The organism is Pectobacterium araliae (assembly GCF_037076465.1).
Lineage (GTDB): Bacteria > Pseudomonadota > Gammaproteobacteria > Enterobacterales > Enterobacteriaceae > Pectobacterium > Pectobacterium araliae.
In genome coordinates this window covers 4,396,681-4,417,778 of record NZ_AP028908.1, presented here as the reverse complement: position 1 = coordinate 4,417,778, position 21,098 = coordinate 4,396,681, and the positions used below count along the sequence as shown (strand labels likewise).

Here is a 21,098-nt window from a genome sequence, read left to right as displayed (position 1 = left end):
TCAGATATTGATGAAAAAAAATATTGATGAGAGATAGGATCTGTAAATTGTGAATACGGACTCATAAAAATGTTTTAAATCGGTTTTTAATGTGTGCAAAAAAGGAGATCTCTCATGAGCCGTTCACAAAATTTACGTCACAATGTCATTAATCAGATTATCGATGATATGGCCCGTGGCCATATTCCGTCGCCTCTACCGTCGCAAAATGCGCTGGCGGAGATGTATAACATCAGCCGTACAACGGTGCGTCATATTCTGGTTCACCTGCGTGACTGCGGTGTGCTTACGCAGGTTGGCAGCGATTATGTGATTGCCCGAAAACCTGACCACGACGATGGATTCACCTGCATTACCGCGCCGATGGATGAGCAAAACCGCATTTTCGAGCAGGCATTTTTCACCATGATCAACCAGCGTCAGCTCCGTGTCGGTGAGGTCTTCTCCGAGCTACAACTCGCGCGCGACGCGGGTGTCAGCCCGGTGGTAGTACGCGAGTATCTGTTAAAATTTGGGCGCTACAACCTGATTCAGAACGAAAAACGTGGGCAGTGGAGCATGAAAGAGTTCGATCAGGCCTATGCGGAACAGCTCTTTGAATTGCGGGAAATGCTGGAGACGCATGCTCTGCAACATTTCCTCAATTTGCCGGACGACGACCCCCGTTGGCTACAGGCCAGAACCTTACTGGAACGCCACCGTATGTTACGTGACAGCATTGGTAACAGCTTTCGCATGTTCTCACAGCTCGACCGAAGCTTTCATGCGCTTTTACTCTCTGCTGCTGAAAATGTCTTTTTTGATCAGTCTCTTGAAATTATCTCTGTAATATTCCATTTCCACTACCAGTGGGATGAAAGCGATCTCAAACAGCGCAATATCATCGCGATTGACGAACACATGACCATCCTCAGCGCGTTGATCTGCCGGAGCGATCTGGATGCCACGCTGGCGCTGCGTAACCATTTGAATTCAGCTAAACAATCGATGATTCGCTCAATTAATCAAACAGCGCGGGCTGACGATTAAAAACCGATTAAAAACCATAAATCATTATCAAGAGCACGGTTTTATCAAAATAAAAACGCCTGAGAAATATCTCTTATCTATGCTCACGACAAGTCGACTGTATTAATAAAAATTCGTGAGTAGTGATGACATATTTCATTGCTTTCCGTTTAAAAACACTTTCCTTAACCCTGCGTTGAGGAAAGATAAAATTATAATATCCAGGAGCCAGACGTGGAAAAGAATAATATAACGCTAGACCCGCGTTCTTCGTTTGATACCCGTTCTTCAGCACCGCCAGAGGGAATAATTCAGCGCAGTAGTCGAATTAAACGTATTCAAACTACCGCAATGATTCTGTTATTTTTTGCTGCGGTGATTAATTACCTCGACCGAAGTTCTCTGTCGGTGGCTAACTTAACGATTCGTCAGGAATTGGGGCTAAGTGCGACAGAAATCGGGGCATTACTTTCCGTTTTCTCTCTTGCCTATGGGATTGCACAGCTCCCTTGTGGGCCGTTGCTGGATCGTAAAGGCCCGCGCATTATGCTGGGCCTTGGGATGTTTTTCTGGTCACTGTTTCAGGCGCTGTCTGGCATGGTACACAGTTTCACTCAGTTCGTACTGGTTCGTATTGGTATGGGAATTGGCGAAGCACCGATGAACCCATGCGGCGTGAAGGTGATCAACGACTGGTTTAACATCAAAGAACGTGGCCGTCCGATGGGATTCTTTAATGCGGCTTCAACCATTGGTGTTGCGATAAGTCCACCCATTCTGGCGGCGATGATGTTAGTCATGGGCTGGCGCGGCATGTTCATTACCATCGGCCTATTCGGCATTTTCCTCGCTATCGGCTGGTATATGTTGTATCGCAACCGTGAGCAGATTGAACTCACCGCGGATGAGCAAAATTACCTGAACGCGGGCAGTGTGAACGCTCGCCGCGATCCGTTGAGTTTTATTGAATGGCGCAGTCTGTTTCGTAACCGAACGATGTGGGGCATGATGCTGGGTTTTAGCGGCATCAACTATACCGCGTGGTTATATTTGGCCTGGCTGCCCGGCTATCTGCAAACGGCTTATAATCTGGATTTAAAAAGCACGGGTCTGATGGCGGCGATCCCTTTCCTGTTTGGTGCCGCCGGAATGCTGGTGAACGGCTATGTCACGGATTGGTTAGTGAAAAAAGGAATGGAGCCGATCAAGAGCCGTAAAATCTGCATCATTGCTGGTATGTTGTGTTCTGCGGCTTTTACTTTTGTGGTGCCACAGGCGACCACCTCAATCGAAGCGGTGTCACTGATTAGTATGGCGCTGTTCTGCATCCACTTTGCGGGAACATCGTGCTGGGGGCTGATCCATGTTGCTGTTGCATCGCGTATGACGGCATCGGTCGGCAGTATCCAAAACTTTGCCAGTTTCATCTGTGCCTCATTTGCCCCGATCGTGACGGGTTTTATTGTCGACACGACGAATTCCTTCCGTCTGGCGCTGATCATCTGTGGTTGTGTGACGGTATTGGGTGCGCTGGCCTACGTTTTCCTTGTTCGTCAGCCGATTAGCGATCCCCGTAAGGATTAGTTCTCCGCCGCCCTGCATCCTTATTTGTTCCTTTCTTTTGCGGGGCGGTTTTTGTCACGTTGCCTTCTGACGGTGCGTATAGATTGTGCCGGGTCGCAAAGGTGGCACGACATGCTCGCAATTTCTCATGCCTTTCCTACGCTTTTTACTGCCGTTAGCGAGTCTGTTCAGCCGCTGCCGTTTGTTGGCGCGGACTTTGCAAAACCTTGCCGAAAGGGTTAGTCATAAAATACGGTGAGTAATATCAACGGGGTAAAGGAGTCTTCATGAGAATAACAAACACGGTATTGGGATGCAGGGCGTCAGGAAAATGGCTGCTGTCGATGAGCACGGTGGCGCTGCTGGTGACGGGAACCGTGCAGGCGGCATCGGCTCCTGCGGTGGAAGCGAAAAACGGCATGGTGGTCAGCTCGCAGTATCTGGCTTCGCAGATTGGCGTCGATATCATGAAAATGGGCGGCAATGCGATTGATGCCGCCGTGGCCGTGGGCTATGCGCAGGCGGTGGTGAACCCCTGCTGTGGCAATATCGGCGGTGGTGGATTTATGACGCTGCATCTGGCCGATGGGAAAGATACCTTTATCAATTTCCGTGAAACGGCACCCGCGGCGGCCAGCGCCAACATGTATTTAAACGCGGATGGGAGCGTGAAAAAGGATGCGAGCCTGTACGGTTATCTGGCCGCGGGCGTACCGGGAACGGTGCTGGGGCTGGATACTGCGCTGCAAAAATACGGCAAATTGACGCGCGAACAAGTAATGGCACCGGCGATTAAACTGGCGCGTGCAGGCTTTGAACTCACGCGTGCGGATACCGATATTCTGGATACCACCATCCAACGTTTCAAGGCCGACCCTGAGGCAGCCCGCATTTTCCTACGCCCTGACGGCAGCCCGTTGCAACCGGGTGACAAACTGGTGCAAACCGATCTGGCGAATACGCTAGCGGCGATTGCCGCTAGCGGGCCGGATGCCTTCTACAAGGGGGCGATCCCGCAGGCGGTGGAGAAGGCGGCGAAGCAGGGCGGTGGCATCCTGACGGCGGCTGATTTTGCCGATTACCGCATTACCGAAACGGCACCGGTAATCTGTAATTATCGCGGCTATCAGTTTGTCTCTTCGCCACCGCCCAGCTCTGGTGGCGTCACGATGTGTGAAATTCTCAATATTGTCGAAGGTTACGACATTAAATCGACGGGCTTTAACTCGGCAGCCACCATTCATGTGCTGACGGAAGCGATGCGCCACGCTTACATGGATCGCAACACGTACCTTGGTGATCCGGCGTTTGTCAGTAACCCTGTCGCACGCCTGTTGAGTAAGGATTACGCCGCTGAAATTCGTAAACAAATCGAACCGGAGAACGCGACGCCGTCCAAAAACGTTCAGCCGGGGATCGGTCCACATGAAAGACCGGAAACCACGCACTATTCGATTGTGGATAACCAGGGCAATGCCGTATCCACGACCTATACCGTGAACGGGCGTTTTGGGTCGGTGGTGATTGCATCGGGTACGGGTTTCTTCCTCAATAACGAAATGGATGACTTTACCGTTAAAGTGGGCGAGAAAAATCTGTACGGATTAGTGCAAGGGGAACGTAATTCGATCGCCCCCGGTAAGCGCCCACTTTCGTCCATGAGCCCGTCATTGGTGACGAAAGACGGCAAAGTCTTTATGGTGCTCGGTTCGCCCGGTGGTTCGCGCATAATCACCATCACGCTGCAAACGGCGCTGAATATCATCGACCACGGCATGGCGCCGCAGGAAGCGGTGGACGCACCGCGCCTCCATCACCAGTGGTTGCCGGATGAGGTGTATTACGAACAGCGCGGGCTATCTGCCGATACGCTGAACCTGCTGAAGCAGCGCGGCTACAAGATGGTGGAACAAACGCCTTGGGGTGCAGCGGAGCTGATTCTGGTCGGCTTACCGGGTGCGGCGGGCGTGACACCAGCGGATTCGGGTAATGACTCGGCGGTATCCGGCAAAGTACGGGAAGGTTACCTGTACGGTGCCAATGATATCCGCCGCCCGGCTGGTGCAGCGATAGGGTATTGATTTGAACGAATGTCAGGGGAAGTGATTTGCTTGCCCTGACGTTCAGATCTGAATGATTAAGATAGTCGAAAAAGGCTCTACGATGATGCCGCTCAGTCCTGCAATTCGTAGACTTTGAACGTATTTCAAATATCAAGGCTGATCAGTTTGTTTTCCCCCGCACGACGGAAAAGGAAATCACTTCTGCGGTCGATAGCTTCTTCTTGCAGATCGCGAGGGATACGAATCAGGCCATTATCGATATGCGCCTTCACCGATGGGCTTCCTTTTATTATTACCGTGCCATTTTTGGTGATAATAAAATCAACGTCACCACCGCGTGTTGCATAATGCCCTACTGGTAAACCGGATACTGATGAGGAAATATCATTCTCTGTGAGTGAACGTAAATCATCTGCTTGTTGACACACTGAGTTATCCCATATACGCGTATTGCAAGCCAGTTGTAATGCGTCTCGCGCGGCAAGATATTGTCCACTATTCCACAATGATCTGGCTGCCTCAGTACACATCTTTTCTGACAGCCCCGACCGACATGACTCAGTAAGCGTCTCGATCCATTCTGGATCTGATGGCTGTGGTATATCTCTATTCCCTGTATTTTCTGACATTTTACTTATGCTATTTTTGAAGAAAACGCGATTATCCCAAAATTGACAGGCCAAATAGAAGTTGTCTTGGCATAATTGCTTCAGTGTTTTTACATCACTTTCCGCGATTAACCAGGAACAAGCTTCCATATCGTCCCAACATTTTTTTCCTATTTCGCTTTTCGGTATCCCAATATTCTCTTTACAACTCTGGCTTTCTGTTAGTGTGTATTCTTCATTAAAATCTTTAACTTCCTTTTCTTCGATTAACTCATATATTTCTGGTGGGTTTAGGGTGTCAATTGAGATTATATTAACTTTGCCACTGTCCAGAGTGTAATGTGATGTAATATATTCATTTTTATATTTCTTTTGTAATATTTCTGAGCTTATTACATAAGCTTTAACACCACTGTCATTGGTATAAATTCCGCATGTTAGCCCAGAGGAGGATTGCGCGAAGACAGGAAACGCGAGGAGGGTGATGATGAAAAGGAAAAATGTACGTAACTGCATGAAAAAAGACATCGAATTTCACTCCATTGATGTGTGTATTTATTGCCGAGAGCACTTGGCAAGAGTGCAAATCATACTCGTGTTATTCCCCAATGACGAACCTATTTTTTAAATTTTATCCTAAGGCATATGGGCTTTATTCGGAGATGTCCCATGCTAGTTTGTGTTTCATATTTTCTGGTACAATGTCAAAAAGTGAGATGATAAGTGTTTTATGCCCGTTATAATTCGGTGAGATTTCGTCGCTACAGTTCTCTATGTAGTATCTTGCTTGATGATTAAGAAAGTAGAGATCGTGATCTTCAAAATCTGGCGTCAAAATAGTATAAGCTAAGTTATGGACAAGTTCCGCCTCATGATAGCATGAACGATCGGTTCTTCTCTTATGTGACTGTATGCTTCTAATATAAGGGATAGCGAGAATAAGCATTTTGACGTAGATTTCGTTTTTATTGATTATTTTCATAAATAAGATTGCTGCTCTATTGGTTTAGTGCCTGATTTTAAATCAGGCACTTTATCATTAATATGTTTTTTTGATGTTATTCTTCAGGGAAGAAAGAGATTACTTATCCAGCCCCACCGTAATGGGGGACTGGATAGATGTCAGCTACTTAAAGTCCGCGTAAGGCGTAAGCGGCTGCGGTGGGCTGTCGAGATCGCCTTGCCAGCCAGAGGCGGAGTAGCGCAGGTAGAGGAGGCCGTGGCTTGGGGTGTAGTCCTTTGCTTGCTGAATGTCGATACCGACACCCAGCGTCCAGTGTGAGCTGAGGCGGCGTTCGATGAGGGCGCGCGCCGTATAGCCGAAGCCGGAACTGCTGCTGCCTTGTTCGACGGTGTTTCTGTCGGTGAGCGCGGCGTTGCCAAGCAGGCCGACCAACGGGTAGCGGCGCTGGTTTTTGGTGGAGGAACGTGACCATGACAGCGATCCGCCGAGTTCCCACGACCAGTTTTCCGTCCGTTGCCGATAGTTCACCGGTACGCCCAGCGAGAAGTATTGCTGTGGACTGTAGTAGCCGCCCTGACCGAGCGAGTAGCCACTCAAGTCTTTCTGGTGGCGCCACCACATGCTGTTCAGGCCGACCGTGACGCGTTGGTTATCTTCGTTAATCAGTTTGTAGTAGTAGCCCGCCATCGCACGAGCGCGATCGTTATCGGCCACGTTTTTACCGGAAATCTGATGGACGCTGAAATCGCTCCAGACGCCGTGTGCTTCGCCGCGATCGTAGCTCAGCCCGAGGCTGACGCCTGTGGCGCGCACGCCGCCCCAGGTGATGCCAGTGCCCGGATCTTTGGTGCCGCCGAATGCCAATAATGAGCTGGAAATCGGGCGGCGTGAGGCGGTCGCCGTCCAGCCGATTTGCCGCCAGTCGCCGCTGTAGCTGGCACCGCCGACGACATCGACCACGTCAAAGCCGAGCGGCGTGGTGCCGATATCCGCTGACCAACGGTCGTTTTTCCAGCCTGCGGCGACGCTGGTGCCGGTGGCTTTCTGTGATTTTCCGTCGAAACAGTCCCGCGTGGCGCAGGTGCCGAAGGTTTCCCGGTAAACGCCGTTGCTGTCCGTAGAGAAGGAACCGGCGTTCATCTGCACCGTGTCGGTACGGAAGAAGGCACTACCGTCGTACAGTGGCATATCTAGCTGCAACAGGGTGTTGTGGGCGCTCAGGTCGGAAATTCCCCCGGTGCCGCTCGAACGTGAGTAATCATGATCGAGAGTGACGGTAATATCCTGTTTGCGATACAGGTCTGCGGCATCGGCGCGGATGCTGCGTTGCAGCCAGTCGTCGCTGCGGTTATTACGCGTCAGTCGAGTGTAGTCGTCGTTGCTTTGTGGCAGCGCGGAGGTAATGCCACTGGCGACCATGGCCTGTTTATAGTCCTGCTTTGCCTGCTCCGGTTGAGACTGCTGTTGTTCAACCCGTGCTGCATCGCGGTAGACCAATGCTTTGCTCTGGCCGATCGGTTCTTTCTGGGCGTCGATTTTTAGCTGATGGAAAAGCGCGGCCGATTTTTGTGGATTCCCTACCGCTTGCCAGGCATTGGCGACGCGCCGCTGGCCGTTGAGGGTATCCATCGCCTGCACTGGGCGTTGGTTCAGACGTTGGCGCGCCTCATCTTGCCGACTCTGTGCGATAAACGCATCGATCTCGCCCAGTTGTGCGTCAGGGTTCTGTGGTTCTCGTGTGCGGATACGTTGATATTCCGTCAGCGCCGTCGCGTATTCACCCCGTGCCAGCGCCCAGTCTGCCAACAGCAGATCGATACGGGTGTCTGTCGGTTGCTGACGCAGGAATGCAATGGCAGCGGGTTCGTTACCTGAATCGCGCATCACTTCCGCTTTCGCAAGCCGGGTCTGCATTGTCAGACGCTGGGATAAATCGCGCATGTCATCGCTCCATTGCGCAGTAGGTAGCGTGTTCAGGTGAGCGAGTGCTTGCTCATCACGATTGGTCGACGACAGGTAAAGCGAGTAAACGTAGTTCTTCTCCGCACTGGCGGGTGGCACAGCAGTCGCACGTTGTACCACGCTGTCCGCCTGCTGCGTTTTCCCTTGCTGACGCAGTACCTGAGCATAGTGATAGGCCAGCCAGACGTCATTTGGGTCTTGCTGGTTCGCCTGACGGTATTTCTCCTCCGCCTGCGCCCATTGCTGCTGTTCCACTAACTGATCCGCCTGCTGTTTCAAGGTGTCGAGTTGCAGTGCCGCAAGTGTTTCCCGCATGGTATTCTGCTGGCTGCGCGGCAGGCTGTTGAGGTAAGCGAGCGCTTTTTCCGGCGACTGCCGTTGATAAGTACCAACCAGATCGCGTAGGACAGTATCGTTGTTGGGCTCGAGCTGTAAAGCCTGCTGATAGAGTTGTTGTGCGGCGGTATCGTTTTGGCTGGCAACGGCTACGTCGCCCAGACCAATCAGCGCATAGGCGTTGGTGCTGTCCATCTGGCGGGCCTGCTGATATTTCTGCCGCGCCAGCGCTAGATTGTTGGCCTTCAGCGCATTGTCGCCTTCCGCGATGGTGATCCAATACTGTGTGCTTTGGATGAGCCCTTCCCATTTGCCGCTGTTCAGGCGGTTCACGTCCGCCTGTAATGCTTTCTGGAACTGCGTCAGTGCTTTTACCCGATCGCCTGCACGCAGGTAAACCAAACCAATTGCCCCGATCAGATCAGGATCCTTTGGTGTGGCGACCAGCGCTTTATTTAACTCGTTAAGCGTGGCGCTATTGCCGCCGCCGCTTTCAACCTGTGCCAGACCGCGAAGACGCGCCTGATAGGTGGGATCGGCCATCATTCCCTGCTGGCGGTTGAGCTCTTTACGTGCGGTTTCTGCCTGCTCACCTTCATTAAACACGGTCAGAAAACGGTTAAATTCAGCCACACTTTGTGGCGTGACCAGCATCCGGCCAATAATTTCCAGCCACAGCGAAGCCGCCTGTCCACGTCCGACGGGATCGTTAGAAAGCTGCTTCAGTAGGGGATAGGCTTGTTCGTTACGATTCTGGCTAAACAACAAACGCGCCAGCGCCATGCGTAACGGCACATTATTAGGGTAGACCTGATCCAACGTTTCCAGTTGCTTAATGGCGAGAGCTTGCTGGTTTGGCAAACGTGAAACCAGCCGCCAATACTCCACGGCAAGATCGAGCGTGGGTGGATCGCCGTGAAAGAGTGCGTCGTACTGCACTTTGGCTTCCGCATAGCGCCCGGCGGTGGATAACAAGCGCGCCTGCTGCAATTGTTTACGCGGCTCTTCTTGCGTCAGCGACAGTGTTATTGCTGACTGGCGGTAGAGTGCGGAGTCGGGTGCCACCGCCTTCAATTTTTCCAACTGTTGGCGAGCCTGAACCTGATCGCCTTGACGCAATACGAGCCGTAATCTGGCGGCGATAACAGCGGGATTATCCGGGTCGATCAGTTCCAGTCGATAGAGCGACTGGCGCACGAGATCGTCTTTATTGCTGGCTTCTCCCAAACGCACCTGCTCCATCAGGAACTGCTCTGGTGATACGGTTTCTGCGCCGTAGGTCTGCGGTGCCATAATCAACAATAACCAGAGGAGGCGCAGCCAGTTTAAGGGGTTGTTGTGCATTGGCTGCCTCGGGACGGTAAAAGTTGGCCTTGTGACGTGAAGCGGTAGCGTTTCTCATCCCATCCCTGACCAAAGAGCGTCAGAGAAGCAGAGAAATAGGCATCGTCGCCCGGTGGATTAGCGGCAAGCCGCTGTCGCTGGGCGGTTAGCGCATCCGGCTGGCGGGACAGCATCGGAAGCAGTGAAGCGGAAAACCCGACCGATCCCTGCCCAGTCACAGCCCCTGTCAGGGTGTCCGTTTTTTCCGGTGGCAGCCCTTGTCGGATCGTCTGTTGAATCATGGGCTGGAACTGTTTGATCAAGTCGGCTTTTCCTCTGCTGCTATCGGCCATCATCCCCGCCCACAGATAGACGCGAATGGCGTCATAGCTGCCGATATTGGGTTTGGTGGTATCGGGCTGCCAGCCTTTGCCTTTTTGCCAGATGACCCAATCAGGTGAGAACCCTTTCGGCGCGGTTTCTAGCAGCAGGCGCTGCGTGGTGCGCTGTAAGTTCTTCCACGTTTTACCCAGCGGGGCAAAACGTGCCAGCAACTGCGGCGGCAGATAGCTGGGATTTACGCGCCAGCTTTCTTTTTCTGCGAAGCCTACTTTGCCAGGCAATAGCATCATGCCCAGCCCCGGGATCGTCACGACCTCTTCCTTGGCAATACGTTTAAGTAATGCGGTGCCCAGCGCGTTGTAGCGCGCATCTTGCCACAGGCGACCCGCTTCAAGCAGGTTATAGGCGATCCACAGATCGGCGTCGGACGCGGAGTTAGGATCCAGTACCGTCCACTGTTTATCTTTTTCTCCCCACAGCCAGGCGGGCAGGTTGGCACTTAAATCGCCTGCGGATAGGTTGTTTTCCGTCCATTGCAGCAGCCGAGCAAACATGTCCCGATCGTTGGCGACCAGGGCAAAGAACATGGCGTAACTTTGCCCTTCAGACGTGGTGATTTTATTGGGGGCGGAGGTATCAATCACCCGCCCTTGCTCGCTGATGTAATACTGTTTGTACTGTTCCCAGGCGGGCCAGTCACAGACGGCCGCTGTGGCGAGGGAAGCCCATAGCCACAACAGCATTGGGATCAGGTAGCGCAACACGCGTAGCATGGTGCGTTAATCCCTTTCATCGGGTGACAGACGGCGGCGGCTGAAGAATTTCAGGCCACGCCACAGCAGCCAGGCAACAATAATCACGGTGAGCGTCGAGATGACCGCGAGCCAGATGGGATGTTGTGCCAATACGTTCCAGATACGTTCCCACCATGGCAGATGGCCGACGTAATAAACGTCTCCGACACGCAGATTATTGATGCCTGATTCGCGAATGACGGAAACGGAACCGAACAGCGACGCTCTTTTCTCGCTGTCGATCAGCGTGTTGTTAAGTAGCGTATAGCCTTGTGGACTATCGGCCAGTAGCGCGACAACGCTGCGTTGATCGTGATACGGAGATTGAAAGCCAATAATCGCCGACATAGCGCCAGCGCCGCTGACGGTGGTTTTACTGTCTGGTTTCGCATCAGAGTCGGGCGAGCCGGTGTCTGGGATAGCGGTCTGGCGTATCGGTTGCTTAATCCAGCTTTGTGTTTGTTCAACTAATAAGTTGATCTTGCCGTCGTCATGCAGTTCAGGCGGGATCGCGCCGATCATCAAAATATCGCGGTCCTGCTTGTCGACCTGTGTCCAGTCATCGCTGAGCTGCACCGCCAACGCCGGGTAGCCCGTTTGCGCCCCAATGTTACCGATAGCGTTCAGCATCGCGCTGACCTGAGCGGGTTGCGGCTGTTTGTTCACCAGTACCAGCGTTTGTGACAGGTCAGCCAGTCGGCTGAACGGGTAGCCCGCATTGGCAAAGGCACGCAGATCCGGCATGGCCATAAAGTGGCGATAGCCAGAGAAGTTAATGGTTGAATTGCTATCGATGACGGCGTGATTCACGACGGGTGTATAGGTTTCACAGCGGTCAGCCGCGCCGCTGGAGAGCAGCGTGGTGTAATTGAAATCAAAGCGCAGCTGGTTGACGGTGCCCAGTTTCAACGCAGGGATAGTCAGGCTTTTGTTGGAATCCCATAATCCCTGTGTGAGTGGCAAGCGCATCAACAGTGAATTCTGGTCGTGTTCCGCTGCCAGCGAGAAAGCTTGTACAAACTGGTTGTTTAGATTGATGCTCAGACGTGAACCGTCCTGAACCTGCGGTGCGGTGTAGCGATATTTCAGGCGCATATCGATGCCCTGACTGCGGATAAGAAACAGGTCAGGCGGCAGGTTCATCGTCAGCGAAATCGGCCGAGGCACGATACCGTCGGTTTGCAGTTGCTCGTTATATTGCTGAAGTTCGGCGAAGGTCATCGGGCGGTCGGTGCGTACCCAGTTTGGCGCATCATACGGCTGGCGTGGGGCGAGCTGTTCGACCTTATCGATGGTAACGCTTTGCCCACGGAACAGCGTGTTCCCTTGTGCAATGCCCTGCACGGCAGTGATCAATTCATTATCATCACGACCCTGCACCAACAACAGCTTAACGTGAGGATCGTCAGGGTGGCTGATGATAGACACCGTTGGGCCGTTCACGGCAGGGGCATCGCGCAGGAAATCAGGGCGCTTGTCGTTGGTAGCGAAAACAATGCCGTGGCGATCGGGCAACTGGTTGAAAAGAGCAGGGAAGGACTGTCCGCGCCACTGTGCTTTGCTGCCAAACCAGGAAGTGAGCATGGCGGCAGCACGCTGTTGCACCAGATCTGGTTGGCCAGCAAAGACGATGGGCAATGTCAGCGGACGGGTATCGCGGCTGTCAAAAAACGGTGCGGGGAACGGCGACAGGTCGTCCTTCAGCGTCAGCTTCTGGAATTGCAGATTGAGCGCGCTGGCTTTGCTGATATCTAACCACAGGCTGGTACTGGCTGGGTTTTCACAGATGTTTTGATAATGGCCGACGAACACCAGTTGCAGGCGGTTGAAGTCCGTGATGTAGCGCGGATCGAGAGGAATACGCACGCGGTTGGACTTACCCATCTGCTCCTTGCTAATTGCGGTGACGCCCATCAACTCATTATTCAGGTAAACCTTGATATGAGATTCGGTAGGGATCAGCGCGGGCGACGGCGTAAACTCGAGATCGAGCGAGGCTTGTGTCACGACTTCATCGCTGCGAACGCCGAATTCAATCTGTCCGTCGGGATTGATACCGCGTAGCGCGAACGTACCTGGTGCAGGCGCGATTTGCGCAAACGGCAGCACCATATTGCGCACAGCGGCGTTGGCCGACGGCGGCACCAGTGGGGTCGTCGGTGTGCTTGTTGTAGACATATCCATCGCGGCATTGGCCGTCGCTGGCGTTGCTGTGGCAGCATTGACGGGCGGCTGGGCGGAGCCTCCCGCAGCCGGGGGGGGTGCCTGCGGTGCGGTGACAGCCTGAGATAATGAGCTGACGCCTAAAGCCAATGCGGTTAACCAGATTATTTTTTTCGTCATCGTGTCATCATCAATGTTAAGGGTCTTTCTCGTTGTCGGGAGAAAGACCGTTGGTCACGGCCTGTGAATGGCAATCAAGCCACTGTCTTTTCTGTAAACAGGTTCTCTTGTGCAAATCGGATTTCATGGGCAGGCGGCATATTGCCCTGATGTACGACTTTTTCCGCCAGCGCAGCGCCCGGCGGGTCGGTTACGGTGCGCCTTCCTACATAGCGTGGGATAAATGACACTACCCAGGCCACGATGTTGAGGAAGGCCAGGATGATATTGCGTATCACTGGCGGCGCGTAATCTGCCAGACGCAAGTAACCGCGAAAGCCAAGAGCCAGTACATCAATCAGACTTTCGACCGGTTTATCCTGCGGGAAGCTGTCTTGCCAGAGCGCCCATGTATCGGCACGGGCAAAGGTACATTGAATGAAATCGATATGCTGGCGAATGGTCAGGTTGGTCATGCGCAGGCCAATCTTGTTGTCGAATGCGCGAGTGACGCTGAATGGGAAGGCGTACTCTTGCTGACCGCGTTTTAGCAACAGCGAGACGTTGTCCCCGACCTGAAGAATGCCTGATTCACGGGCTTCAACGCCGACACCGCCATCAGAGTAGTCACGTAGGACGCAGGGGAACAGATGACCATCAGAGCGCAAGAGTGCGGCGGACATCGACATCTCCACCCGGTGTGCCTGACGTACCTGCTTGGCCTCCACTGCCACCGCGACAGCACCGCCTAAAATGGTCATGTTATACATGACCCAGAGCAGGCTAATGAGCACGGTCATCATCTCTTCAGACGATCCATAAACCAGGCGCCAGATGCCATACAGCACGCCAGCAATATTCAACAGCACCAGTACCAGATAAGGCCGCGTGATCACCCAATCGACATGCTGCTCTTCAACCAGCCCACCCTTGGCCGTGACGTTGAATTTCCCCTTGTGTGGGTTAAACAAGGCTACGGTAGTGGGACGAGCGATGTACCACGCCAGCACGGTTTCATAGATCTCGCTCCAGAACGAGTGGCGATAGCGACCCTGAATACGCGAGTTGGTCAGGCTGGCGTGCACCATGTGTGGCAGCACGTAGAGTGCGATGGCTAACGCCGGGGCGAAAATGATGTAAGCGTGCATCAGCAGAAACGCCAGCGGCGCGGTCAGGAAGATCAGTCGGGGAATACCGGACAGAAAGTGCATCATGGCGTTGGCATAGCATAGCCGCTGTCCGAGCTTCAGCCCTTTGCCGAATAGCGGGTTATCCAACCGGAAGATTTGCACCATCCCGCGCGCCCAGCGAATACGTTGACCGATGTGAGCCGAGAGGCTTTCGGTCGCCAGCCCCGCCGCCTGTGGAATGCGGATATAGGCCGAGCTGTAGCCACGGCGATGCAGGCGCAGTGAGGTGTGAGCATCTTCTGTTACCGTTTCGACCGCAATGCCACCGATCTCATCCAGCGGTTTACGCCGCAGGATGGCGCAGGAGCCGCAGAAGAACGTGGCGTCCCACATGTCGTTACCGTCCTGAACCAGCCCGTAGAACAGCGTACCTTCATTGGGCGTGCGGCGGAAGCGTCCCAGATTACGCTCGAACGGATCGGGCGAGAAGAAATGGTGCGGTGTTTGTAACATCGCCAGCTTTTTGTCTTTGAAAAACCACCCCATGGTTAACTGCAAAAAGGAGCGGGTAGGGACGTGGTCGCAGTCGAAAATGGCGACGAACTCGCCTTTCGCCTGCTTTAGGGCATTGTTGATGTTACCGGCTTTGGCATGTTCGTGCGTGGTGCGGGCGATGTAATGAACGCCGACTTCTTCTGCGAAGGCGTTAAATTCGGCGCGGCCGCCGTCATCCAGAATATAAATATTGAGCTTATCTTTAGGCCAGTCGATACCGAGTGCGGCATACACCGTCGGTTTCACCACGCTCAAGGGTTCATTGTAGGTCGGGATCATCAGGTCGACGGTCGGCCACGTATTGCTGTCTTCCGGCAGCGAAACGGGATGACGGTTCAGCGGCCAGATCGTCTGAAAATAACCCAGAACCAATACGACCCAGGCGTAGGTTTCTGCGGCGAGCAGCAACAGGCCGCATACCAGGCTGACGGGGTCGTCCCAGTTCAGGGTTTCGGTATAGCGCCACCACAGGTAACGACACGACACCGTGAAAGAGAGTGCGATCATCATGAGCGTCGGCATGCGCCCTGGCATGTTGCGAACGAGCATGGCGATGCCCCACAGCAGCGCCATAAAAATAAACTGCGATAGCAAATCAAACGGCTGCGTGATGCACAGCAGCGCCAACGCTGCGCACATCAGGCTCAGCACTACCGTCACCAGCCTTTGTACGCGGCTCGTCTTGGCGGAGCCTGACTCATGGTCTTCACGATCGTCAGTATGGGCGTGGCTAAAGCGGGTAAACAGCTTTTGCTGCGCGTTCATGTAGCGTTGCCGCCAGCGCGGTAGCGCGGAGAAGACATTGCGCTGTGATGTCGGCAACTGGCCGTTTTTGATGGTCAACAGCCAAATGCCCTGTGTCAGATAGCGAAGCACATCGGCTGGACGCGGGCGCTGAGGTGAAATGTGCGGGAACCAATAGGTTCGCTGTACGCGAATTTGTTGCCAACTGTCAGACTCTAGCCGCAGGAAGATCCAGCCGAGTATTGCAAACAGCGTGGCGAGAAAGGCAGCAAAGGCGGAAGCTCCCTGCTGACGATAGCCGCGATAGCGCTGCTGTATCGCCTGTCTGGCGGGCGGAACGAGGAATACGCGCAGGATGCCGCTCATACGCCGCTTTCCTTCACGTGAATCAGGCACCAGTTTGCCAGCGTCATGATCTCTTCCGCCGCCACGCTGTCCGGGCGGCATTCGCCCAGCGGTTGTTTTAGCATCAGTGATTCTGACAAGGCTTCGTCACGGTGTACCACCAGCGGTAGCAGGTGTGACAGCGTGTGCAGCCAGAGCTGGTGTAAATCCTGCTGGAGTGTACTGAGGGTAGAAAATTGATTGACCAGAAAATGACACTGACGCGGTAACGCCTGCTGATGTAAGCGTGAATGGCAGTTGGCATCGGCTACCACCACCTGGAAAACGGTGTTTGCGGTGGCTAAGGCCTGTCGCGTGAGCGGGCTATTGTCGGCTGGCACGTCGATCAGTATCCAGCGATGACGACCCGCCGCGTTGAGCTGAGCCAGATTGTTTTGCCAGATCGCGGCGTGCTGGTGGTAATGCTGTTGAAGCGTGGCGACTTCCTGCATGTTCAGGCGACCAAACGGCAGAAAATCCAGGCCGGGGAGATACTGCATGGCACCGGTTTGCCACGGTGCACCGTCGGCCTCCGCCCGCGCCCAGCCGCGACGCTGCTCAAACGGCATATTAAAGTTAATGCGTAGCAAATTGTCCGGTGAGAAATCAATCACCAGTGCGGATTCGCCTAGCCGTTGGAAGGCCCATCCCAGTGCGGCGGTTATCGAGGTGGTGCCTACGCCTCCGCGGATTCCTTGCAATGCAATAACGGGCATTGTCAGTTGCTCCCAGCCGGTTCTTTTAATTCATCCAGCAGCGGCCAGCGAGCCATCATTTGGCTCAGACGCGCCTGACGGGAAATATCGATATAGCTTATTTCAGGCAAAGAAAAAGCCTGACTGAGGACCCGGAGATCGTCATCGGCTCTTGCGTTTTCGGTTAAATTGGCGCGTGCGCAGGTATCTATACGAGTCGGTTCGTTATTCATTCCATGCCTCTGAAATAGGCTATCCACTATCTTGATCGCGATAAAAGGAAACATCTGCGTGGTAGATAGAGTGGTTCTTTTATTGCACCCATAACGAATAGTCAGGCCGACGAAAGTTCACGCCTCTGCTGTCTTTAATAATGTAATCAGGTGTGCCAATTAACTATAGCAACGAATTCACGATTGCAATGTGCAGCGGGAAAAATAGTCATGGAGATGATTTATCAGAGGATAGGAATAATTCATAACGGACAGTTGTGATCCCTCTGGGGGCTGCTAGAGTTTATTTTGATTGGCAGCCCTCCGCCATTAACGGAAAAGAAATCAATCTATGAAACAGAACTTTTCATTAGGTATCCGTCACCTTTGGGATGAACTGGCTACGCTCCAACTGGCGGGATTTTATTGGGTTAATATTGACCGACAGGTTGATGCCGCATTATTTTGTCGGCAGGTTATGCACAGCCAAAATAATGATGCGAAACTGGCGTTAATCGGCTGTGGAGAACGATCTGATGCGCTGTTGACGGCGTTATCTACTGACGAAACAAAGACGACTAAATCAAAACAATTATCTTGCTACATACTACCTGAAAATAAAGCTGCATTGCTGAGTCTAACCGACGACGTGATGCGTGCATTACGTCCGAAACATCGCCTGTTAGTGCTTTATGCTCCTGCCAGCTTGTGGCGGGATATTTCGCCGGAAAGGCTCCAGCGTTGGGTGGATGACACGGCGGCATGGCTACACCAGCGTCAGTGTACGCTGGTGGTCATCAGTCACAGCAGCGGCGTCACCCGCTTGAGGAATATGCTGATCTCCCAACACCGCGGGCTTTACGGTTTGGCCAGTCTGCAATGGCAACAGGATCGCGCACAATATCTGGTGTCATGGTGGGCAACGGAAAGGGGCGTGCGGGCGAATCAGGTGCAAATGCTGCAATCCGATAACGACGGATGGCACATGCTGACGGAAGAAGGACCTGCCTTCATGCCGTCTCTGGATGATGATGGGCTGTTCCTAATGGAAAAGAGTGTGATGGAAGGCGCCCCTGCGCTGTCGGAAAACTGGCAGTTAATGGACGACAACACCATTTTGGTTCAGACCGGCATGCTGACACATGCTGCAACCCTCGTTTTTGCACTTAGCCAAACCAGTCAGGTGGATACACTCGTCAAACAGGTTCATAGCCTGCGGCGGCAGCGTGGTGAATTGCTGAAGATTGTCGTGCGGGAAATGAAGCCCTGCCTGCGCGCCAGCGACGAACGCCTGTTATTGGCGTGTGGTACCAATCTTATTGTCTCCCATTCAGAACCGCTATCTCGCTTCCTGACGCGGATTGAAAGCGTGCAAGGGCAGCGCTTTACTAAACATGTTCCTGTCGATGTCGACGTTCTGCTGACCACCATGCGGCCGTTGCAGATTAAGGGCTATCAGCCGCCTGAGACTTTTCGGCAGTCTGTGCAGATGTTGATTAATAGTACGTTGATGCCTGAAGGCAGCAAAGGCGTGCTGGTGGCATTACGCCCTGTTCCGGGGGTACGCGCGGCGCAGGTACTGACGCTGTGCACGCTGCGGCGTTTTGGTGATGTCGTTACGATTGCGCAAGGTCGGCTGTTTTTATTTCTGTCCAATTGTCGTCTGAATGAATTGGATATCGCGTTGAAATCCATCTTCCGTCTGCCAGTGGATGAAGTGTTCAGCAATCGGATTGTGTGGTCACAAGATTTACAGATTTTAGCGGAAATCAAATCGTTGGTGCAGGACAGCACTTCCGGGAAGGAACAGCAGATTAATGATTACGTCCAATTGCAGCAGACCGAATCTGCACCTCGCAGCCAGACGCCGCGGCGTGAGCCTATTGCTATTGATTTACGGGATCATGATTTACTGGCTCCCGATTTACCGACCCGTGTACCGGGAGAATCCTCATGATGAATCTGATTGATATCGTACAACTGGTGCTATTAAGCGCAATCATCTTCTTTACACTTGGCTATCTGGCGCACCGTGTGATTCCCCACTGGCTTCAGTATTGGAAAAACAGGCTACTGTCGCCGCGCTACCTGAAGCCCGCCAGTGTCTGGATGCGCAGCCCTTCTTCAACCAAGACGGTCTCAACCACGCCGACTTCAGCAGAGACTAAAAAATAAAATGGGCGAAAAAACACGTAAGCAACAACAGGATGCGAAAAAACAGCAGGATATGTGGCGCTACTGGCGTGGGCTCGGTGCCTGGAATGTGTATTTCTTGCTGAAATTTGCCCTGCTATGGTTTGGATACCTGAATTTTCATCCGTTGCTTAACCTGGTATTTCTGGCATTTTTGCTGTTCCCGATCCCCAATGCCACGCTGCACCGCTGGCGTCATATTATTGCCATTCCGCTTGGTATCGGGCTTTTTTACCACGATACCTGGCTGCCGGGATTCAACAGTATTCTCAGCCAAGGGACGCAGGTTGCTGGCTTTAGCGCCACCTATTTATTGGAGCTGTTAAATCGTTTCATTAATTGGCAAATGGTCGGTGCGGCGGTGGTCATTATTGTGGCCTACCTGTTCTTCGCGCAGTGGATTCGTATTACGGTGTTTACCGTGGCGGCGCTGGCGTGGCTAAACGTTGTCAATCTGGCCGGTCCTGCTGTTTCGCTGATGCCTGCGGCTTCGACGACGCCCACATCCTCGGCAGCGGCTTCCCCAACGGGCGGAGACACCGCGTTGCCTGAGGCAACGTTACCGCCAACAAACGCGAACCTCACCGCTTATCTGAACCAGTTTTATACGCGAGAAAAGGCGCGCACTACGGCATTTCCTGCCGCGTTGCCACAGGATGCACAGCCCTTTGATCTCCTGATTATCAATATCTGTTCGCTGGCATGGTCGGATATAGAAGTGGCGCAGTTGGACAATCATCCGCTGTGGAAGAAGTTCGATATCCTGTTCCGGCAGTTTAACTCTGCTACCGCATATAGCGGACCGGCGTCCATTCGCCTGCTGCGGGCAAGCTGTGGTCAACAGTCTCACACTGACTTGTACCAGCCAGTGAACCAGCAGTGCTTCTTGTTCAGTAATTTGGTGAAGCTGGGTTTTGAAGAGCAACTGATGCTCGATCATTCCGGCACCTTTGGGAATTACCTGCGTGAGGTGCGTGAAGAGGGTGACATTCAGATTCCGATGCTGTCGCAGGAAGGCATCAGCCACCAGATTAGCTCGTTCGACGGCGAGCCGATTTATAACGATTTGGAGTTGTTAACTCGTTGGCTGGGTGAGCGAAATAAAGCGACGACGACGCGTAACGCGACCTTCTTTAACCTGATTCCGCTGCATGATGGTAACCGCTTCGTGGGCACCAATCAGTCGGCGGACTATGCGCCACGGGCGAAGATTCTGTTTGATCAACTGGATGCTTTTTTTGACGTGTTGCAGAAATCGGGTCGCAAAGTCATGGTGGTGGTTGTACCAGAGCATGGCGCGGCGCTGGCTGGTGATAAGATGCAAATGTCTGGGCTACGTGATATTCCCAGCCCAAGCATCACACATATTCCTGTCGGCGTGAAATTGTTTGGTTTGCAGGCCCCGCATCAGGGCGACGCGCTGGAAATTACGTCACCGAGTAGCTATCTGGCGATTTCGGAACTGGTCGCGCGGATGGTGGACGGCAAAGTGTTCACCGCGCCTTCTGTGGATTGGCAAACGCTGGCGAGCACACTGCCGCAAACGGAAGCAATTTCGGAGAATGAGAACGCGATCGTGATGCAATATCAGGGAAAACCCTACATTCGTTTGAACGGCGGAGACTGGGTGCCATACCCGCAATAGCGCTTACTGTCAGAACACGTCCTATTGGGCGGCAGCGAAGTTGCTGCCGCCCGCCTTTCTTCATCGCCCGTTATTTTCACTCTGCACTCTGCCTCTGAATAGCCATGCTGGCTTATGCAGGGGATATCCCCTATTCTGAGGCCGCGTTACGGGAGCCTAGGATTAAGATGAAATCCCCTGAGCACCAGCAGAAAACAGCGTTGAGGCGGCGGTAAGCTGCCTTATACTGTTGCCGCACATTACTGGTGCGCGTGG

The 21,098-nt window shown here is 53.2% G+C and carries 13 protein-coding genes; 6 read left to right on the top strand and 7 right to left on the bottom strand.

Features of this window, described 5'->3' with window-relative positions:
- Window positions 1-114: 114 nt before the first annotated feature.
- From AACH44_RS20065 to ggt, 3 genes are all read left to right on the top strand, one after another.
- Window positions 115-1,029, top strand: coding sequence for a GntR family transcriptional regulator (locus AACH44_RS20065; RefSeq protein ID WP_261849617.1), 915 nt, complete (start codon window positions 115-117; stop codon window positions 1,027-1,029).
- 213 nt (window positions 1,030-1,242) lie between these two features.
- A complete protein-coding gene (locus tag AACH44_RS20060; RefSeq protein ID WP_103943619.1) occupies window positions 1,243-2,592 on the top strand; it encodes an MFS transporter in 1,350 nt (449 codons plus the stop codon).
- 323 nt (window positions 2,593-2,915) lie between these two features.
- Entirely contained in the window at window positions 2,916-4,652 is a 1,737-nt protein-coding gene (gene ggt, locus AACH44_RS20055; RefSeq protein WP_261849651.1) for a gamma-glutamyltransferase, read from the top strand.
- A gap of 125 nt (window positions 4,653-4,777) precedes the next feature.
- Here ggt and AACH44_RS20050 read toward each other — a convergent pair whose 3' ends face one another.
- The 7 genes from AACH44_RS20050 to bcsR all read right to left on the bottom strand — a co-directional run bounded on the left by AACH44_RS20050 (window position 4,778) and on the right by bcsR (window position 17,026).
- Window positions 4,778-5,770, bottom strand: a complete 993-nt coding sequence (locus AACH44_RS20050; protein ID WP_338659418.1) for a hypothetical protein — start codon at window positions 5,768-5,770, stop codon at window positions 4,778-4,780.
- A 598-nt stretch (window positions 5,771-6,368) separates the two neighbouring features.
- Window positions 6,369-9,848, bottom strand: a complete 3,480-nt coding sequence (bcsC, locus tag AACH44_RS20040; RefSeq protein WP_261849620.1) for a cellulose synthase complex outer membrane protein BcsC — start codon at window positions 9,846-9,848, stop codon at window positions 6,369-6,371.
- Window positions 9,830-10,942: a cellulose synthase complex periplasmic endoglucanase BcsZ gene (gene bcsZ, locus AACH44_RS20035; RefSeq protein ID WP_261849621.1), complete on the bottom strand. Its 1,113-nt coding sequence runs from the start codon at window positions 10,940-10,942 to the stop codon at window positions 9,830-9,832. Before bcsZ ends, bcsC begins: the two co-directional genes overlap by 19 nt.
- A gap of 6 nt (window positions 10,943-10,948) precedes the next feature.
- Window positions 10,949-13,306 carry a cellulose biosynthesis cyclic di-GMP-binding regulatory protein BcsB gene (gene bcsB, locus AACH44_RS20030; protein ID WP_261849622.1) on the bottom strand — a complete coding sequence of 786 codons (2,358 nt, stop codon included), beginning with the start codon at window positions 13,304-13,306 and terminating at the stop codon, window positions 10,949-10,951.
- Window positions 13,307-13,380: 74 nt separating this feature from the next.
- Window positions 13,381-16,080, bottom strand: coding sequence for a UDP-forming cellulose synthase catalytic subunit (bcsA, locus tag AACH44_RS20025; RefSeq protein ID WP_261849623.1), 2,700 nt, complete (start codon window positions 16,078-16,080; stop codon window positions 13,381-13,383).
- Window positions 16,077-16,814 carry a cellulose biosynthesis protein BcsQ gene (gene bcsQ, locus AACH44_RS20020; protein WP_261849624.1) on the bottom strand — a complete coding sequence of 246 codons (738 nt, stop codon included), beginning with the start codon at window positions 16,812-16,814 and terminating at the stop codon, window positions 16,077-16,079. Before bcsQ ends, bcsA begins: the two co-directional genes overlap by 4 nt.
- A gap of 2 nt (window positions 16,815-16,816) precedes the next feature.
- Window positions 16,817-17,026 (bottom strand): cellulose biosynthesis protein BcsR, encoded by a 210-nt coding sequence (bcsR, locus tag AACH44_RS20015; protein ID WP_261849625.1) that lies wholly within the window; start codon window positions 17,024-17,026, stop codon window positions 16,817-16,819.
- A gap of 331 nt (window positions 17,027-17,357) precedes the next feature.
- Between bcsR and bcsE the strand changes: the two genes are divergently transcribed.
- The 3 genes from bcsE to bcsG are packed head-to-tail and all read left to right on the top strand — an operon-like array spanning window position 17,358 to window position 20,843.
- Complete coding sequence (gene bcsE, locus AACH44_RS20010) at window positions 17,358-18,962, top strand: cellulose biosynthesis protein BcsE (RefSeq protein WP_261849626.1); 1,605 nt, start codon at window positions 17,358-17,360, stop codon at window positions 18,960-18,962.
- Window positions 18,962-19,180: a cellulose biosynthesis protein BcsF gene (gene bcsF / locus AACH44_RS20005; RefSeq protein ID WP_425606664.1), complete on the top strand. Its 219-nt coding sequence runs from the start codon at window positions 18,962-18,964 to the stop codon at window positions 19,178-19,180. Before bcsE ends, bcsF begins: the two co-directional genes overlap by 1 nt.
- A 1-nt stretch (window position 19,181) precedes the next feature.
- The gene (gene bcsG / locus AACH44_RS20000; RefSeq protein WP_261849628.1) at window positions 19,182-20,843 is read left to right on the top strand and encodes a cellulose biosynthesis protein BcsG; all 1,662 of its coding nucleotides are present in this window, start codon (window positions 19,182-19,184) and stop codon (window positions 20,841-20,843) included.
- Window positions 20,844-21,098: the final 255 nt, after the last annotated feature.

Excerpts from the sequence above, each read along its gene's own strand:
- bcsF (WP_425606664.1), top strand. The coding sequence starts at position 18,962 with ATGAATCTGATTGATATCGTACAACTGGTGCTATTAAGCGCAATCATC.
- bcsC (WP_261849620.1), bottom strand. The coding sequence starts at position 9,848 with ATGCACAACAACCCCTTAAACTGGCTGCGCCTCCTCTGGTTATTGTTG.
- bcsZ (WP_261849621.1), bottom strand. The coding sequence starts at position 10,942 with ATGCTACGCGTGTTGCGCTACCTGATCCCAATGCTGTTGTGGCTATGG.
- bcsB (WP_261849622.1), bottom strand. The coding sequence starts at position 13,306 with ATGACGAAAAAAATAATCTGGTTAACCGCATTGGCTTTAGGCGTCAGC.
- bcsG (WP_261849628.1), top strand. The coding sequence starts at position 19,182 with ATGGGCGAAAAAACACGTAAGCAACAACAGGATGCGAAAAAACAGCAG.
- bcsA (WP_261849623.1), bottom strand. The coding sequence starts at position 16,080 with ATGAGCGGCATCCTGCGCGTATTCCTCGTTCCGCCCGCCAGACAGGCG.
- bcsE (WP_261849626.1), top strand. The coding sequence starts at position 17,358 with ATGAAACAGAACTTTTCATTAGGTATCCGTCACCTTTGGGATGAACTG.
- bcsR (WP_261849625.1), bottom strand. The coding sequence starts at position 17,026 with ATGAATAACGAACCGACTCGTATAGATACCTGCGCACGCGCCAATTTA.
- ggt (WP_261849651.1), top strand. The coding sequence starts at position 2,916 with ATGAGCACGGTGGCGCTGCTGGTGACGGGAACCGTGCAGGCGGCATCG.
- AACH44_RS20065 (WP_261849617.1), top strand. The coding sequence starts at position 115 with ATGAGCCGTTCACAAAATTTACGTCACAATGTCATTAATCAGATTATC.
- bcsQ (WP_261849624.1), bottom strand. The coding sequence starts at position 16,814 with ATGCCCGTTATTGCATTGCAAGGAATCCGCGGAGGCGTAGGCACCACC.
- AACH44_RS20050 (WP_338659418.1), bottom strand. The coding sequence starts at position 5,770 with ATGTCTTTTTTCATGCAGTTACGTACATTTTTCCTTTTCATCATCACC.